9 protein-coding genes are annotated in these 13,574 nt (G+C 71.7%); 6 read left to right on the top strand and 3 right to left on the bottom strand.

What is annotated here, in order from left to right:
• The first annotated feature begins 39 nt into the window (after nt 1-39).
• Nucleotides 40-879 carry a ferritin family protein gene (locus tag BN948_RS15095; RefSeq protein WP_009520220.1) on the top strand — a complete coding sequence of 280 codons (840 nt, stop codon included), beginning with the start codon at nt 40-42 and terminating at the stop codon, nt 877-879.
• Between the two features lie 6 nt (nt 880-885).
• On the opposite strand, the gene BN948_RS25730 is transcribed toward BN948_RS15095, so the two are convergent.
• Nucleotides 886-1,485 carry a rhomboid family intramembrane serine protease gene (locus tag BN948_RS25730; RefSeq protein ID WP_009520221.1) on the bottom strand — a complete coding sequence of 200 codons (600 nt, stop codon included), beginning with the start codon at nt 1,483-1,485 and terminating at the stop codon, nt 886-888.
• Nucleotides 1,482-4,286: a bifunctional [glutamate--ammonia ligase]-adenylyl-L-tyrosine phosphorylase/[glutamate--ammonia-ligase] adenylyltransferase gene (glnE, locus tag BN948_RS15085; RefSeq protein WP_081921968.1), complete on the bottom strand. Its 2,805-nt coding sequence runs from the start codon at nt 4,284-4,286 to the stop codon at nt 1,482-1,484. The genes BN948_RS25730 and glnE overlap by 4 nt, the downstream gene beginning before the upstream one ends.
• 14 nt (nt 4,287-4,300) lie before the next feature.
• Here glnE and BN948_RS15080 point away from each other — a divergent pair, with 14 nt between their 5' ends.
• The 4 genes from BN948_RS15080 (at nt 4,301) to BN948_RS15065 (ending at nt 12,072) form a co-directional block, all read left to right on the top strand.
• Complete coding sequence (locus BN948_RS15080) at nt 4,301-8,431, top strand: YhdP family protein (RefSeq protein ID WP_009520223.1); 4,131 nt, start codon at nt 4,301-4,303, stop codon at nt 8,429-8,431.
• 74 nt (nt 8,432-8,505) lie between these two features.
• Nucleotides 8,506-9,315 (top strand): carbon-nitrogen hydrolase family protein, encoded by an 810-nt coding sequence (locus BN948_RS15075; RefSeq protein WP_009520224.1) that lies wholly within the window; start codon nt 8,506-8,508, stop codon nt 9,313-9,315.
• 16 nt (nt 9,316-9,331) lie between these two features.
• A complete protein-coding gene (locus BN948_RS15070) occupies nt 9,332-11,410 on the top strand; it encodes a two-component system sensor histidine kinase NtrB (RefSeq protein WP_009520225.1) in 2,079 nt (692 codons plus the stop codon).
• 32 nt (nt 11,411-11,442) lie between these two features.
• Nucleotides 11,443-12,072, top strand: a complete 630-nt coding sequence (locus BN948_RS15065) for a response regulator transcription factor (RefSeq protein WP_009520226.1) — start codon at nt 11,443-11,445, stop codon at nt 12,070-12,072.
• A 90-nt stretch (nt 12,073-12,162) separates the two neighbouring features.
• Here BN948_RS15065 and BN948_RS27055 read toward each other — a convergent pair whose 3' ends face one another.
• Nucleotides 12,163-12,318: a hypothetical protein gene (locus tag BN948_RS27055; RefSeq protein ID WP_009520227.1), complete on the bottom strand. Its 156-nt coding sequence runs from the start codon at nt 12,316-12,318 to the stop codon at nt 12,163-12,165.
• Here BN948_RS27055 and mltA point away from each other — a divergent pair.
• Nucleotides 12,251-13,471, top strand: a complete 1,221-nt coding sequence (gene mltA / locus BN948_RS15060; RefSeq protein ID WP_081921966.1) for a murein transglycosylase A — start codon at nt 12,251-12,253, stop codon at nt 13,469-13,471. The genes BN948_RS27055 and mltA overlap by 68 nt on opposite strands.
• Nucleotides 13,472-13,574 lie beyond the last annotated feature (103 nt).

The raw sequence follows: 13,574 nt of genomic DNA, 5'->3' as shown, positions 1-13,574 counted from the left end.
TACAATATTGCGCGTTTTGCCTGTCGTTGAGAGAAGACCATGCTGTATCCCGAATTGTTCAAACAACTGGAGTCCGTCCGCTGGGACATGGACAAGGACATCCCGTGGGCGCAGTTCGACGCCAGCCGGCTGAGCGACGAGCAGGCCCAGACGATCAAGATGAACGCCATCACCGAGTGGGCGGCGCTGCCGGCCACCGAGATGTTCCTGCGCGACAACCGCGACGACTCCGACTTCTCGGCCTTCATGTCGATCTGGTTCTTCGAGGAACAGAAGCATTCACTGGTGCTGATGGAGTACCTGCGGCGTTTCCGCCCCGAACTCGTGCCCACCGAGCAGGAGCTGCACGAGATCCGCTTCGAGTTCGATCCCGCGCCGGCGTTGGAAACCCTGATGCTGCACTTCTGCGGCGAGATCCGCCTCAACCACTGGTACCGCCGCGCGTCCGAGTGGCACAGCGAGCCGGTGATCAAGCACATCTACACCACGCTCAGCCAGGACGAGGCACGCCACGGGGGCGCCTACCTGCGCTACATGAAGCGCGCCATCGGCAAGTTCGGCAATGAGGCGCGCGCCGCGTTCGCCAAGGTGGGCGTGCTCATGGCCAGCGCGCGGCGCACCGCACAGGCCCTGCACCCCACCAACCTGCACGTCAACAAGGCGCTCTTTCCCAAGGACACCATCCAGAGCCGCCTGCCCAACCCCGAGTGGCTGGAGCACTGGCTCGACCAGCAGATCAACTTCGACGCCGTGTGGGAAAGCAAGGTGGTCGATCGCATCCTGCACAACCTGAGCCTGCTCATGGACGGCCGTTTCAAGACCGTTCAGGAACTCAATCGCTTCCGCAAGTCGCTCGGCCCCGCGCCCGCGGCGGCCTGACGGCCCTCAGCCCACGGCGCGCCGCGCGCGCCAGCGGTTCCAGCCCGCACCCAGCGCGCCGAACAGCGCCCCCCAGGCCGCGCCGCCGAGGTGAGCGGCCTGCACCACCGACATCTGATTGCCCGGGTCCCACACCACCGGGCGCGCCCAGCCCTGCTCCAGCCAGAGCTTGAGCAGCAGGCCGGCCATGAGCAGCGTGCCCCAGGGGCGCAGCGCGCGCGGGCCGGCCAGCAGCAGTTGCATCGCGAGTACCGCCACACCTGCGTGCAACACCCCCGACAGGCCTACCGCGTAGCCGATAAGGGGCCACAGCAGCAGGCTCAACTGCATGAGCGGCCAGCTCAGCGCCCAGGCCAGCGTGGCTGCGCGCGTGGGGCGCAGCCACCAGCCGGCGGCGGTGAGTGCGCCCAGTGCGAGCTGGTTGCCCACCAGGTGCGGCGTGTTCAGGTGCACCCAGGCGCTGGTCCACAGCGTCCAGGGTGCCTGCTTCCATTCGGCCGAGCGCCAGACCAGGGCCTGTACCGCCGCCTCCTGCGACCACCACAGCACCATGCTGGCCACGCCGTGCAAGGCGCACAGCGCGAGCCAGCTGCGCGAGCCTCTCATGTGGGTGGGACAGGGGGGCCCAGCACCTGGGCCCACAGCGCGCGCACGGCGTCGGACTCGGCCTGCAGCTCGGCCGGATCGACCTGTGTGGACGTTTCATCCAGGCGCGCGCGGTGCTGCACCTGGCGCAGCCGGCGGTAGGCCAGCGCGGCGGCCTCGCCCATGCCCGCGGGCAGCAAACCCGCGGCCTCGGCGCGGCGCAGCAGGTTGATGTTGCCGGTGTTGGCGCGCAACTCGGGGTGTTCGCGCGAGTGCAGCAGCACCAGGTACTGCACCACGAACTCCACATCGACCATGCCGCCCGGGCTGTGCTTGACGTCGAAGCGTCCGCTGCGCAGCGTCTGCGCCGAGCGCACCTTCTCGCGCATGGAGACGATCTCATCGGCCAGCGCGGCAGCGTCGCGCGGCGCGGTGATGACGGCCTCGCGCACGGCGTCGAAACGCCCGGCCAGGCCGGCGCTGCCGAGCACGAAGCGCGCGCGCGTCATGGCCTGGTGCTCCCAGGTCCAGGCGGTGTTGCTGCCGCGCTGGGTCTGGTATTTCTCGAAAGCCTCGAAGCTGGTGACGAGCAGGCCCGAGTTGCCGTTGGGCCGCAGCGCGGTGTCGATCTCGAACAGGTCGCCCTCGCCCGTCTTCACCTGCAGCCAGTTGATCATCTTGCGCACGAAGCCGGCGTAGATTTCGCTCGCGTTCTCGTGCTCGTCTTCGTAGACGAAAACGATGTCCAGGTCGCTGCCGTAGCCCAGCTCCTTGCCGCCCAGCTTGCCGTAGCCGATGATGGCGAAGGCCGGCGTCTCCCGATGGCGGTTCTTCAGCCGTTCCCAGCACCAGCGCGCCGTCAGGCGCAGCACCGAGTCGGCCAGGGCCGACAGGTCGTCGGCCACCTGCTCCACCGTGAGCACGCCCTCCACGTCGCGCGCCAGGGTGCGGAAGGTCTCGGCGTGGTGGGCGCGGCGCAGCAGGTTGAGCAGGGTTTCCTCGTCGTCCTCGCCGGTGGTACGCAGCGACGCGCGCCGCGTCTCGCACTCGGCCTCGAAGGCCTCGGCGTCGAAGCGCTCGGCCATCAACTGCTGGCTGGCCAGCTCGTCGATGACGCCCGGGTGCTGCATGAGGTAGCGCGCCGGCCACTTGGCCGCGCCCAGCAGGCGCAGCAGGCGCTCGTGCACCGAGGGGCGCTCCTGCAGCAGCGCCAGATAGCTCTCGCGGCGCAGCAGCGGCTCGATCCAGTCGACCATGCGCAGCGCGGCCGTCTCACTCACGCGGCCTTCGTCGATCCACGCGCCGGTGCGCTGCACCAGGCGCACCAGGCGCGCGCGGGTGTCCTCGCGCAGGGCCAATACGCGCGGGTGCTCGGCCCAGGCCTGCACACGCTCGGCCAGCGTGGCGGGCAACTGGGGCAGCACGGCGCCCAGGTCGTCCTCGGCGGCGCGCGGCGCACCGCCGTTGCAGCCCTTGCCCTTGCAGGCGCCCGGGCTGCCGCCGAGCAGGGTGTCGAACTCCTCGGCCACCAGTTCGCGGTGCGCGTCCAACGCGTGCAGGAAGGCGCAGGTATTGGCAAAACCCAGCGTGGCCGCCATCCAGGCCAGGTCGTCGTCGCGCTCGGGCAGCACATGTGTCTGCTGGTCGTCCAGGTACTGGATGCGGTGCTCCACCTGGCGCAGGAATACGTAGGCCTCGGCCAGCGCCTGCGCCTTCTCGGGTGGCATCAGGCCGGCCTTGGCCACGCGCTGCAGCGCGTCCAGCGTGGGGCGCGTGCGCAGTTCGGGGAACTGGCCGCCGCGCACCACCTGCAGCAACTGCACGGTGAACTCGATCTCGCGGATACCGCCGCGCGAGAGCTTCACGTCGTTGGCACGGCCCGGGTTGCCGGCGGCGCGGCGCGCTGCGTGCTCGCGGATCTGGCGGTGCAGCACGCGCAGCGACTCGAACACGCCGTAGTCGAGGTAGCGGCGGAACACGAAGGGCAGCACGGTGCCGCGCAGCGCGGCCATGCCGTCCTTGTCGGCCAGCGCACTGGCCGGCGCGATCACGCGGCTCTTGAGCCAGGCGAAGCGCTCCCACTCGCGGCCCTGGACGAGGAAGTATTCCTCCAGCGCGCCCAGCGAGACCACGCTGGGGCCGGAGTTGCCGTTGGGCCGCAGCGCCAGGTCGACCCGGAACACGTTGCCGTGCTCGGTGGTCTCGCCCACCGTGTTGTAGAGGTGCTTGACCGCCTTGGCGAAGTACTCGTGGTGGCTGATGCGGTTTCGGCCCTCGGCGTTGCCCGCGGTCTCGCCGTCGAGGTCGTAGACGTAGATGAGGTCGATGTCGCTGGACACGTTGAGCTCGCGCGCGCCCAGCTTGCCCATGCCGATGACCCAGAGCTGCGCGCGGTCGCCGTTGGCGCACAGTGGCGCGCCGTGAAGGGCATCCAGCTCCGCGAAGGCCAGACCGCAGGCCTGGTCGAGCGCCAACTCGGCCAACTCGGTCACCGCGCCGGTGACCGTCTTGAGCGAGGCGCCAGCCTCGCAGTCGATGACCGCCAGGCGCTCCAGCACGAGCTGGCGCAGTACGCGCAGGGCGGCCGGCAGCGGCAGGCCTTGGGCCACGAGCGCATCCAGGCAGGTGCGCATGGCGGCCTTGTCGGGCGCGCCGGGCGGCAGGCAGGCCAGCTCGGCCGCGTAGCGGCGGCGAACGCGCTGTACGAAGCGGGAATGGTCGGCCTGACGGGTGGCCGGGGTCGAAGCGGCGGTGGTGGTGTTCACAATCGTTGACAAGCCGTGCTCAGCACCACTGGAACCTGTGTGGTGTCCCACCCTCATAATTTGCGGTGGACATGAACCGATCTCTTGACGCCAGCGCCTTGCGCGCCAAAGGCGATGCACCGGCCGGCCGAGGGCTGCGGCTGTGGGCACGCGCCCTGCGCATGCTGTTGTGGCTGCTGGCGGGCCTGTGGGGCGTATTCATCCTGACCTGGCTCGTTTTGCAGGCGTGGATTGTGCCAAGGATCGAAACCTGGCGCCCTGACCTGGAACGCTGGGCCACACACGCGGTCGGGATACCGGTCACCATCGGCGCCATCCGGGCCATCGAGGGCCCGAAACTGGCCGGCGTGCTGCCGCCGCTGGTGCCCTCCTTCGAGCTCAGCGACGTGCGGCTGCACGACGCCCAGGGGCGCAGTGCGCTGCGGTTGCCGCTGGTGCGCACCGCCGTGTCGGTGCAGTCGCTGTGGCACGGCGGCTTCGAACAACTGCTGATCGACAACCCGAGCCTGGACGTTCGCCGGCGCGCCGATGGCCGGGTCGAGATCGCGGGCATCGACGTCTCGGGTGACGACAGCGGCAACCACGCCGCGGCCGACTGGTTCTTCGACCAGCCCGAGTTCGTGGTGCGCGGCGGCACCGTGCGCTGGATCGACGAGCGCCGTCAGCAGCCGCCGGTGCTGCTGCGCGAGCTGGACATCGTGGCGCGCAACGGTGCGCGCACGCACGAGCTGCGCCTGGACGCCACGCCCGAGCCCGAGTGGGGCGAGCGCTTCAGCTTGCGCGCGCGCCTGCGCGAACCGCTGCTGCAACTGCCCCTCAACGCGCCGGCCCGCCAGGCACCCTGGGACGACTGGAGCGGCGAGCTTTACGCCGAGTTCGCGCGTGCCGACGTCTCGCGCCTGCGCGCCCACGTGGATCTGAGCGACCAGGGCGTGAGTTTGCGCAGTGGCGAAGGTGCCCTGCGCGCCTGGGCGCGCGTGCAGCAAGGTCAGGTGCAAGGCCTCACGCTGGACATGGCCTTGCAGGACGTCGACCTGCAACTCGCGCCCGACCTGCCCGACCTGGCCCTGGCGCAGGCGCGCGGCCGGCTGGAGGCGCAGTGGTCCGACCGTGGCATGAGCCTCGGTTCGGACGATCTGGCGTTCACCACGCGCGAGGGCCTGGACTGGGCCGGCGCCCGCGTGCGCGTGGAACACACGCTGGCGCGCGAGCGCCAGGGCGCGCGCACGGTGGTGCAGGCGCAGGCGGTGGATCTGCAGACCGTGGCGGCGATCGCCGAGCGGCTGCCCCTGCCCGCCGACGCGCGCAGCTGGCTCGCCCGTCTGCAGCCGCGCGGGCGGCTCGACACGCTCGACCTGACGTGGCAGGCGCGCGGCAGCGGTCCCATGGCCGAGCACGTGGTGGCGCGTGCCAAGGGCCGCGTGAGTGATCTCGCCCTGGCCGGCGAGCCCAGCGGCAAACGCTCGCGCAGCGGACGTTTCCCCTTGCCGGGGCGGCCCGGCGTGGAGGGCGCCGACGTCGATTTCACCCTCGACGAGAACGGCGGCCAGGCCAGCGTGGCGTTGCGCGAGGGCGCCTTCGTCTTCCCCGACGTGTTCGAGGAGCCGCGCATCGCGCTCGACCGCTTCGACGGCCGCGTGCGCTGGACGGTCAAGGGCGATCGCCTCGACATCCAGCTCGACCAGGCCTCGCTGGCCAACGAGCACGCCGAAGGCACGTTGCAGGCGCGCTGGCACACCGGCGATCCCGCGGCCCAGCCCGCGCAGCCGCGTCTGCCCGGCGTGCTCGATCTGAGCGCCCAGCTCACGCGCGCCGACGGCACGGCCGTGCACCGCTACCTGCCGATGGCGGTGCCCGAGAATGCGCGCCGCTACGTGCGCGAGGCCGCGCGGGCCGGCGGGTCGCGCCAGGCGAGCTTTCGCGTCCAGGGCCTGGTGGACGACATCCCCTTCGACGAGCCGCACCACAGCGCTGGCACTTTCCGCGTCGAGGCGGCGCTGGAGGGCGTGGACTTCGACTACCTGCCCGCCTTCCTGCAGGAGGGTGGCGAGGCGCGCTGGCCCGGCGTGCGCGGCGCCAGTGCGCGCTTCGTGCTCGACCGCGGCGATATCCGCATCAGCGAGGTGCGCGGCGGCGTCGAGGGCGCGCCGGGTGTCGCGCTCGACCAGGGCGGGGTGGACATTGAAGGCCTCTCGCACGACACGCAGGTGCGCGTGCGCACCCACGCCAAGGGCCCCGCGGCCGAGTTGCTGGGTTTCGTCCAGCGCTCACCGGTGAACACCTTCACCCAGGGCGCGCTGGCGTCGGCCCAGGCCAGCGGGCCGGGCGAGACCACGGTGCAGATCGAGTTGCCACTCAAGCACCTCAAGGACACCCGGGTGAGTGGCAAGGTCAAGCTCGATGGCACCGACTTGCGCCTCGTTCCCGGCGCGCCGCTGCTCGCGCGCACGCACGCCACGCTCGACTTCACCAACCAGGGCTTCGCCTTCACCGGCGCGCGCAGCCAGGTGCTGGGCGGCGAGCTGCTGTTCGACGGCAGCCTGCGCGCCGAGGCCCCAGGCCGCCCGGTGGCGCGGTTCCGTGGCAGCGGCACGGCCAGCGCCGCCGGCCTGCGCGAGGGCGGGTTCGGCCCCGTGTCGAATCTGTTCGCGCACGCCAGCGGCAGCGCCCGCTACAACGCCAGCCTGGGCTTTCGCGGCGGCGTGCCCGAACTGCGCATCGACAGCAACCTGCAGGGCCTGGCACTGAACCTGCCCGCCCCCCTGGCCAAGCCCGCCGAGGCCGCATGGCCCCTGCGCCTGGAAAGCGCCGTGCAGGGCGTACAGGGCGACAAGGCCGTCAGCGACCGGATCACCCTGCAACTCGGCCCGGCCGCGCAGCCGCTGGTGGACCTCATCGCCGAGCGCGACCTGCGTGGCGAGTCGGCGCGCCTGGTGCGCGGTAGCCTGGCCGTGGGCGAGCGCGCCGCCTTGCCGCCCCAGGGCCTGCACGCCCAGTTGCGCGTGGGCGAACTCGACCTCGACGCCTGGCGGGCCCTTCTGCGCGACAGCGGCACCGATGCCGTGGCCGTCGCCGGCGAAGGTTTGCCGCTGGCGGTGTCGCTTCGCGCCGATGCGGCGCTCGTCGACGGGCGCCGCTTCCAGCGCGTGGTCGTCGGCGCCTCGCGCGAGGGCGCGGTCTGGCGCGCCAACGTCGATGCCAACGAACTCAACGGCTACGTCGAATTTCGGCCGGCTGGTGCGGCCGGCGCGGGCAGTCTGTATGCGCGATTGGCGCGCCTGACGCTCTCGCCCGCTGCGCCGCGCGAGGCCGAGGCCTTGCTGCAACAACCCAGCAGCGTGCCCGCACTCGACATCGCCGTCGACGACCTGCAGTGGGACGGGCGCTCGCTCGGGCGCGTGGAGATCGACGCCGTCAACCGCGGCGGGCCCACGCGCGTGGGCGAATGGCGGCTCAACGCCTTGCGCGCCACCTTGCCTGACGCGCGGCTCAGCGCCTCGGGCAACTGGGCGCCGCTGGGTGGCGGCGAAGGCGGCCCGCGGCGCACCGCCCTGCAGTTCCGCCTGGACGTCGACGACAGCGGCGCGCTGCTGAACCGCTTTGGCAAGGAAGGCCTGGTGCGCGGCGGCAAGGGACGGCTGGAGGGCCAGATCGGCTGGCTCGGCACGCCCTTCGCGATCGACTACCCCACGCTGGCCGGGACCCTGAAGCTGGACGTCGCGCGCGGCCAGTTCCTCAAGGCCGATCCGGGCGCGGGCCGCCTGCTGGGTGTGCTGAGCCTGCAGGCCCTGCCGCGCCGCCTGACGCTCGATTTCCGCGACGTCTTCTCCGAAGGCTTCGCCTTCGACTTCGTGCGCGGCGACGCGCGCATCGACCAGGGTGTCATCCGCAGCAACAACCTGCAGATGAAGGGCGTGAACGCCGCGGTGCTGATGGAAGGCACGGCCGACCTCGCGCACGAGACGCAGGACCTCAAGGTGGTGGTGGTGCCCGAACTCAACGCCGGCACGGCCTCCCTCATCGCCACCGCCATCAACCCGGCGGTGGGCCTGGGCACCTTCCTCGCGCAGTTCCTGCTGCGCCAGCCGCTGCAGAGCGCGGCCACGCAGGAATTCCGCGTCAGCGGCGGCTGGGCCGACCCGCAGGTGGAGAAGGTCGCCAAGCCAAGCCCACCGCCCACGCCGGGTTCCACCCTGCAGTAAGCTCGCCGGCTTGCCCCCCGGGGTGTTGCCCCGGGCCGTTCGCACGCTCCCTTTTCCGCCGGAGGATTGACCGCATGAAAGTCGCCGCCATCCAGATGGTCTCGGGCATCAGCCTGGACGCCAACCTCAGCGAAGCCCTGCGCCTGCTGCGCCAGGCCGCCGCCGCCGGGGCCGAACTCGCGGTGCTGCCCGAGTACTTCTGCTTCATGGGCGCCAAGGACGAGGACAAGCTCGTCATCGCCGAGACCGAGGGCCTGGGCCGCGTGCAGGACTTCCTCGCCGACGCCGCGCGCGACCTGAAGATGTGCGTCGTGGGCGGCACCCTGCCCATGGCCACCGCCGACCCCTCGCACGCCGCCAACGCCTCGCTCAGCTTCGACGCCAAGGGCCACCGCCTGAGCCGCTACGACAAGATCCATCTCTTCCGCTACGACAACGGCCGCGAGCGCTACGACGAAGCGGCCGTTCTGCAGGCCGGCGACACGCCCACCCATTTCGAACTGCGCGACCGCAACGGTGAGAACTGGCGAATTGGCCAGAGCGTCTGCTACGACCTGCGCTTCGCCGAGCTCTACCGCATGCTCGCGGCCGACGTGCTGCTGGTGCCTGCGGCCTTCACCTACACCACCGGCTCGGCGCACTGGGAGGTGCTGCTGCGCGCCCGCGCCATCGAGAACCAGGCCTTCGTCATCGCCAGCGCGCAAGGCGGCGTGCACGAGAACGGCCGGCGCACCTGGGGCCACAGCATGGTGATCGACCCCTGGGGCCAGGTGATGGCCCTGCACGCCGAAGGCCCGGGCGTCGCGCTGGCCGACATCGACATGGCGCGCATCCGCCAGGTGCGCGAACAACTCCCCTGCCTGGAGCACCGCGTTCTCTGCTGAACGCGCTGCCGCGCCCGTGAGCCGCGCCCTCAAGCCGCCCCGCTGGCCCCTGTGGGGCGCGCTGCTGCTGCTGGTGGGCGCGCTGCTCGCGGTGCTGATCTTCCTCGCCGCCGAGTACGAGGTCGGGCGCGACCAGGCCGCGCTCGACCAGGACGCCACCACCGTCGTCGGCGAGATCCGCAGCGCCCTGCTGCGCAACGTGCAGACCCTGCAGTCCCTCAACGCCTTCTCGCCTACCCCGGCGAGCTGGGACGCCCCCGCGGCGGAGTTGCTGGCGCAGCGGCGTGAGCTCGTGCGCCTCGAATGGCGCGACACCGACATGCGCGTGCTCGCACAACGTCTCTCCGCCTACCGACCCGACGTGTTCGACCTGCTGCCGCGCGGCCAGGCCCTGCCCGAAGTGCGCCAGGCCTGCGATGCCGCGCAGCGCCTGTCGGGCCCGGCCTACTCCGCCAGTTACTTCTGGCCCAAGCGCGACGGCCGCGGCCTGGAGGTGATGGAACTGTGCTTGCCGCTGAGCGAGGCCGGCGAGTCGCGCGGCTTCCTCATCGCCACCTACTCGTTGCCCGCCATGCTGGCCGAACTCACCGACGCGGTCACGCTGCGCGGGCGCGGCCTGAGCTTCGTGGAGAGCGACGGCGCGCGCCTGGCCGTGCACAGCGTGGTGCCCGTGCAGCGGCGCACGCTCAGCGCGCACGCCCTGCTCGACCTGCCCGGCCACACCCTGCTGCTGCAACTGGAGAGCCCGCGCCGCGCGCTCGGCCTGTTCCCCAACGTGCTCACCGGCGTGGTGGGCGCGCTCTCGCTGGCGCTGCTGGCCGTGCTGTACCTGCTGGCGCGCGACATGCGCCGGCGCCAGCGCGCCGAGCAGCGCGCGGCCGATGCCCTGGCCTTTCGCAAGGCCATGGAAGACTCGCTCGTCACCGGCCTGCGCGCGCGCGACATGAGCGGGCGCATCACCTACGTGAACCCCGCCTTCTGCCAGATGGTGGGCCTGACGGCCGAACAACTGGTGGGCAGCGGCATGCCCGCGCCCTGGTGGCCGCCCGAGCTGGTGGACGAGTACCAGCAGCGTCAGGCCGTGCGCCTGGCCGGGCAGGTCCTGCCGCGCGAGGGCTACGAATCGGTGTTCCAGCGCAGCGACGGCACGCGCTTTCCGGTGCTCATCATCGAGGCCCCGCTGATCGACGCCCAGGGCGTGCAGACCGGCTACATGAGCGCCATCATCGACCTCACCGAACAGCGCCGCATCGAGGAGCTCAACCGCGCCTCGCAAGACAAGCTGCAGGCCACTGCGCGCCTGGCCACGGTGGGCGAGATGGCCTCCCTCATCAGCCACGAACTCAACCAGCCGCTGGCGGCCATCGCCAGCTACGCCAGCGGCACGCTCAACCTGCTGCACCAGGGCGGTGGCAGAGGCGAAGGCGACAGCGACGGCGACGACGGCGTGTCCGACGACATCGAACGCGCCATCCGGCGCATCGGCGAGCAGGCCGAGCGCGCGGGCCGCGTGATCCGTGGCGTGGCCGACTTCGTGCGCCGCCGCGACCAGGTGCGCGAGGCGGTGGAGCCGCACCTGCTGATCGAGGGCATTTCCACGCTGCTCACGCTGCAGGCCAAGAAGCGCGGCATCCGCCTGCAGGTGGACATCGCGCCGGGCACGCCGCGCGTGTGGTGCGACCGCACCATGGTCGAGCAGGTGCTGCTCAACCTCGCGCGCAACGGCATGCAGGCCATGCCGCTGGGCGACCCGGGCACCGCCAGCGGCCTGCGCGTGCTGCGCATCGCCATGGCGCCCGTGATGGGCGAGGCCGGCGAGCCGGGCGAGGGGCGCTGCGCGCGCTGGGTGCGCATGGACGTGACCGACCACGGACAGGGCCTGCCGCCCGAGGTGGCCGAGCGTCTGTTCACGCCCTTCTTCACCACCAAGGCCGAGGGCATGGGTCTGGGCCTGAGCCTGTGCCGCACGGTGGTGGAGCAGCACGGTGGCGCGCTGGACTTCGAGCCCGCGCAGCCGCGCGGCACGCGCTTCTCGTTCACCCTGCCCGTGGCCGAGGCGAGCGCGGCAAGGCCGGTCGAGACGCACGCCTTCTGAGGGCCCGCGGGCCGCCCTCCTATGATTCGCGCATGACCGAATTCCCCGACGCGAAGATCTACCTCGTGGACGACGACGTCGGCGTGCGCGAGGCCCTGGCCTGGCTGCTGCGCACGCGCCGGCTCATCAGCGACGGCTTCGACAGCGCCGAGGACTTCCTGGCCGGCGCCGCCATCGCGCGGCAGGAGCCCGACGTGCCCTGCTGCGTGCTGCTGGATGTGCGCATGTCCGGCATGAGCGGCCTGGCCCTGTTCGAGAAGCTGCGCCTGCTGCCCTGGCAGGCGGCCATGCCCATCATCTTCCTGTCGGGCCACGCCGACGTGGCCACCGCCGTGGCGGCGGTCAAGCGCGGCGCCTTCGACTTCTGCGAAAAGCCGTTCTCCGACAACGCCCTGGTCGACCGCGTCGAGCAGGCGCTGCGGCAGTCGGCCGCGCAACTGGCCGAGCGCGCCGTGCGGCGCGAGTTGCAGCAGCGCCTGGACAGCCTGACCGAGCGCGAGCGCGACGTGATGAATCTGGTGGTGGCGGGCCTGCCCAACAAGCTCGTGGCGGACCAGTTGCAGATCAGCGTGCGCACGGTCGAGGTCCACCGCTCGCGCGTGTTCGACAAGATGGGCGTGAAGTCGGCGGTGGAACTGGCCAACCGCCTGCGCGGGCTATGAGCGCCGCGCCGGGCCGCCCCAAGCAAGCTCGCTCCCGCTTGGCGGGACAGCGCGCAGCGCGAAGGGTGCACCAGTGCCGGCGGGGAACGATCAGCGCGCCGGCGGGTCCTGTTCCGGGGCCTGCTGCTTGTCGCGCTCGACCGCCTCGGGCAGTTCTCCCTTGCGCCGGCCCGAGAACATGGTCCACCACACGATGAACACCAACAGGAGCAGCGCGCCCAGCGCTTCGAGCAGCAAGAGAGTCATGGCGGACGGAATCGGCGAAATGAAAAGAGTGGCGCGTTGGGCCGTGGCGGCGGGCATTGTAGGCAGCCTGGCGGCCTGCGCGGTGGGCCCACGGGTGGTGCTGGAACCGGCCCCGGAAGTTCCCGCGCCCGGCGCAGCCGAGCCCGCGGCCAGGCAGCACAGCAAGAGCCGCTGGGTGCCCGTGGCCTGGAACGCCCTGCCCGGCTGGGGCCAGGACGGCCTGCACGATGCCTGGAACGCGCTGATCCAGGGCTGCGAGCGGCCGGCGGCCGGCTTCGAGGCCGTGTGCGCCGAGGCGCGGCCGCTGGCCTTCGCCGACGCGCCGCGCCAGCAGGCCTGGATGCAGGAACGCCTGCAGCCCTACCGCGTGCTCGAGGCCGACGGGCGCGAGCCCGAGGGCCTGCTCACCGGCTACTACGAGCCCATCATGGACGCCACGCGCGAGCCCACGGCGACGAACCGCGTGCCGCTGCACGCGGTGCCGGCGGGATTGGCGGCGGGCCAGCGCTGGTACACACGCCAGCAGATCGACACCCTGCCCGAGGCACAGGCCGCGCTGCGCGGGCGCGCCATCGCCTGGCTGGCCGACCCGATCGACGCGCTGATCCTGCAGATCCAGGGCTCGGGGCGCGTGAACATCACCGAGCCCGATGGCCGGGTGCGCCAGGTGCGCCTGGCCTTTGCGGCGCACAACGGCCACACCTACCAGAGCGTGGGCCGCTGGCTGCTCGACCAGGGCGCGATCCGCGAGGCCTCGTGGGAGTCCATCAAGGCCTGGGCGCGGCAGAACCCGGAGCGTCTGAACGAGATGCTCTGGAGCAACCCGCGCACGGTGTTCTTCCGCGAGGAACCGATGACGCCGCTGACCGCGGCCTTCGGCCCGCGCGGCGCGCAGGGTGTGCCGCTCACGCCGGGGCGCTCCATCGCGGTCGACCCTCAGAGCATTCCTTACGGCACGCCGGTGTGGTTGGCCACGCAGGGGCCCGCGCTGGCGACCAACCGCCTGGTGCTGGCGCAGGACACGGGCGGTGCCATCGTGGGCGCGGTGCGCGCCGATCTCTTCACGGGCTGGGGTGGCTGGAACGACGAGGCCTACCGGCAGGCGGCCACGCTCAAGCAGCCGCTGCGGTTGTGGGTGTTGTGGCCGCGCTGATCTTCATGTGTCGGTTTCGGGTGCGGCGGGTGGGCGGGCCGAGGGCCCGGGGTACGGTGCGGCGGGCTTCACTGCGCTGCCCCTCGCTGCGCGAGGGGTACGC

The sequence above is a fragment of the Hydrogenophaga intermedia genome, from assembly GCF_000723405.1.
In the GTDB taxonomy this organism is placed as follows: Bacteria; Pseudomonadota; Gammaproteobacteria; order Burkholderiales; family Burkholderiaceae_C; genus Hydrogenophaga; species Hydrogenophaga intermedia.
The sequence above is the reverse complement of the archived record's forward strand: the minus strand, read 5'-3'. Positions and strand labels throughout refer to the sequence as shown.

What these genes read in the sequence shown, in the direction of transcription:
- glnE (WP_081921968.1), bottom strand. Translation starts at nt 4,286, where the DNA reads ATGAGGGTGGGACACCACACAGGTTCCAGTGGTGCTGAGCACGGCTTG.
- BN948_RS15065 (WP_009520226.1), top strand. Translation starts at nt 11,443, where the DNA reads ATGACCGAATTCCCCGACGCGAAGATCTACCTCGTGGACGACGACGTC.
- BN948_RS15095 (WP_009520220.1), top strand. Translation starts at nt 40, where the DNA reads ATGCTGTATCCCGAATTGTTCAAACAACTGGAGTCCGTCCGCTGGGAC.
- BN948_RS15080 (WP_009520223.1), top strand. Translation starts at nt 4,301, where the DNA reads ATGAACCGATCTCTTGACGCCAGCGCCTTGCGCGCCAAAGGCGATGCA.
- mltA (WP_081921966.1), top strand. Translation starts at nt 12,251, where the DNA reads ATGGTCCACCACACGATGAACACCAACAGGAGCAGCGCGCCCAGCGCT.
- BN948_RS27055 (WP_009520227.1), bottom strand. Translation starts at nt 12,318, where the DNA reads ATGACTCTCTTGCTGCTCGAAGCGCTGGGCGCGCTGCTCCTGTTGGTG.
- BN948_RS25730 (WP_009520221.1), bottom strand. Translation starts at nt 1,485, where the DNA reads ATGAGAGGCTCGCGCAGCTGGCTCGCGCTGTGCGCCTTGCACGGCGTG.
- BN948_RS15075 (WP_009520224.1), top strand. Translation starts at nt 8,506, where the DNA reads ATGAAAGTCGCCGCCATCCAGATGGTCTCGGGCATCAGCCTGGACGCC.